The sequence below is a fragment of the Bacteroidota bacterium genome (genome assembly GCA_034723125.1).
Classification (GTDB): domain Bacteria; phylum Bacteroidota; class Bacteroidia; order CAILMK01; family JAAYUY01; genus JAYEOP01.
Map to the genome: position 1 here is coordinate 1 of JAYEOP010000250.1, position 3,067 is coordinate 3,067.

A 3,067-nucleotide genomic window follows, 5' to 3' on the forward strand; every position below is an offset into this window, starting at 1 on the left:
TTTTCCGTTACCTTTTCCCTTTTAATTGTACTAATAAGTAATTGAATAATTTTTTTATGAATTTTGATATGAAATTATTTTGATATAAATTTGCAGTAAGATTAAAAAATAATGACAAAAAACAAACGACATACAAATTATCAAGGATTTACCTCTCCTAATTGCTTTTTAATGGGAAATTTAAACATTACTAATTGTACTTTTACCAACAACACTGCATCCAATAATGGTGGCGGAATCTACATTAACGAATCCAACCCCAAAATTTACAACTGCACCATAGCAGATAATGAAGCTGACGGTGATGGTGATGGGGTTTATTTTGACCCCAGCACTTCCGAACCTTTCTTCCATAACACAATTATTTACCACAACAATGGGGATGATGTGGATGAAAATGGCTTTAATCCTGATCCTCAACAAAATGACAAATATTATTATTGTTTTATTGGAGATTTTGGTAGTGATTATGTACCATATAGCAACTATGATAATAATCCTGAATTTAAAAACCATTCAACAGGCGACTACAGGATTTCCTGCACAAATGGTTCTCCTTGTATTGATGCTGGGGATAATTCTGAATATGATGCAACTCTCGATGATTTATCAACTAATGATATCAGGGGAAGTGGATATGCAAGAGTAGTTGATGGGGATAATGATGCTTCAGACATCATTGACATCGGGGCTTATGAATATGAATATAGCGACTGTGATGGAATAGCTCAACCAACTTATAAACTGACTCCCAATGATTCCATAGAATCAGAGATTGGTACGGGAAACCTGATCATTTATCCAAATCCGGCAGAAAATTGGTTTTCTATCCAACTTTATTCTGATAATGAAGATATTGCTGATATATATCTTGTTAATTCTGTTGGGAAAATTGTGATGGAAAAACATATTGATTTAATTGAAGGGCAAAACTATTTTCAATTTGAACGAAATCAACTAACATCAGGCATCTATTTTCTGCAAATTAAACCTCAAAACTTAAATGTTGATACAATGAAATTGATATTTAAATAACACTATTTTGGGTTCGGGTAAAATTCCCGGACCCAATTTTTTATGAAAATCTTAAAATTTACATATTGGTCATTGTTAATACTTCTGCTTTATGCATTAAGTATACAAAATGCCAACGCCCAATTAGAAGCCAAGAATTGGTACTTTGGACTGCTAAAAGCAATGAAATTTGAAAATGACAGTGTTATTAAGCTCTATGATAGTAAAATGCCATCTCGCAGAGGTGGAAGTTGCATTTCGGATAAAAATGGGAATCTGTTGTTTTATGGATGTAAAGTGGGAACAGGAATTTTGTACAATAAAAACCATGATACATTAAAAAATAGTCCAGGATTCTATATATCAAGTGCTGCTGATCAAACCCCCATTATTATTCCCATGCCAGGAAATCCTGATATCTATTACCTGTTTACCCTTATTAGGCCCCAGTATGATATTCCTGATTCCGTAAGAGGATTTTGGTATCATATTGTGGATATATCCAAAGACAATGGAAAGGGAGAAATGATACTGAAGAATCAAAAAATATGTGACAATGTAACAGAACAAATATCTGCCACTTTTCATGCCGATAAGAAGTCGGTCTGGATCATGGTCAGGGAGTATAATACCAACAATTTTAAAGCATATTTATTAGGGAATACAGGATTAGATACTACACCTGTTTTTTCATCAGCAGGTACTATTATTAATGATATAGATTGGTGTACAGGGCAAATGAAATTTTCAGTATCAGGAAGTAAAGTCGCTAATATCATTTCCGGAGGAACTATGGTAGATATATGTAATTTCGATAATAAAACAGGAGAAGTTACAGCAGGTTCGACAGTGTATTTTGATACAAATTATGTAAACCAGTCTCTTCATCCGCTCCATGGATGTGAGTTTTCTCCAAATGAAAATTTCTTGTATGTTTCAACATCTGGATTGCCTGGCCGTTTGTTTCAAATTGATATTTCTTCAGGTATCGAAAGCATTATGAGAAATTCAATTGATACTATTTTTGTCAACCCAGGAGACAGGGATTACTACTGTCTTCAAATCGGAATTGACCAAAAAATCTACATTGCAAGATCCGGATATTATTTAGGCTGCATTAACAACCCTGATAAAAAGGGAATTGTTTGTGATTATAATGATTCTGCGATATATTTTTCGCCTCCTGGTTTTGTAAAAATGTCACTACCTACCTTTCTCCAATCCTACTTTTACCTCCCTGATATAGAAATCCGAAACACCTGCTTTGGCGATAGTACAAGTTTTACTATGCATGAAACCTCCAAAATAGATAGTGTTTTCTGGGATTTTGGGGATAACAGTTATGCATGGACAGATTTCTCGCAAAGTAAATTCGGCAAACATATTTATGCAGATACAGGGGTTTACAAAGTCATTGCTTATGTTTTTCACAATAATTTAACAGATACATTGGACAGGGAATTCAGGATAAGCAATTATGCATTCGCAGATTTTAGTGTATTGGATAGTTCCCAATGCTTATTGGATAATGAGTTCCATTTTTACGATACCTCATTTGCCATAGATGGTAGCATGACCTACGAATGGGATTTCGGAGATAGTACCGGCTCGTTTCAGCAAAACCCTGTAAAGTCATTTCTTCTTTCAGATACATTTAATATTCAATTAACAGTTACTTCATCTTATGGCTGTGAAACATCAATAACCAAAGAGCTTTATGTACAGCCAATGCCGGAGGCTAAAATAAACATAAACGATACAGCCCAATGCTTCAACGAAAACAACTTTAGCTTTTTTAATCCACAGGATTCATTAAATCCTGCCGGTTCAAAAACATGGTATTTCGGAGATGGTAACACTTCAAACTCAGACACGGCACAACATATTTATTCAATTGCAGATACTTTTAATGTGGTTTTAATTGAGGAAACAAATCATGGTTGTAGCGATACTGCAACAAAAGAAATTATTGTACATCCAAGTCCTGTTACAGATTTTTCGGTTAATGATTCCGTTCAATGTTTTAATGAAAATAGTTTTCAATTTACAAACC

2 protein-coding genes are annotated in these 3,067 nt (G+C 34.0%); both read left to right on the plus strand.

The window, feature by feature from the left end:
• The first annotated feature begins 111 nt into the window (after nucleotides 1-111).
• Entirely contained in the window at nucleotides 112-1,035 is a 924-nt protein-coding gene (locus U9R42_06865; protein MEA3495740.1) for a T9SS type A sorting domain-containing protein, read from the plus strand.
• 162 nt (nucleotides 1,036-1,197) lie between these two features.
• On the plus strand, nucleotides 1,198-3,067 hold a 1,870-nt coding region (locus U9R42_06870; protein MEA3495741.1), incomplete at its 3' end, for a PKD domain-containing protein.

What these genes read in the sequence shown, in the direction of transcription:
- U9R42_06865 (MEA3495740.1), top strand. Translation starts at nt 112, where the DNA reads ATGACAAAAAACAAACGACATACAAATTATCAAGGATTTACCTCTCCT.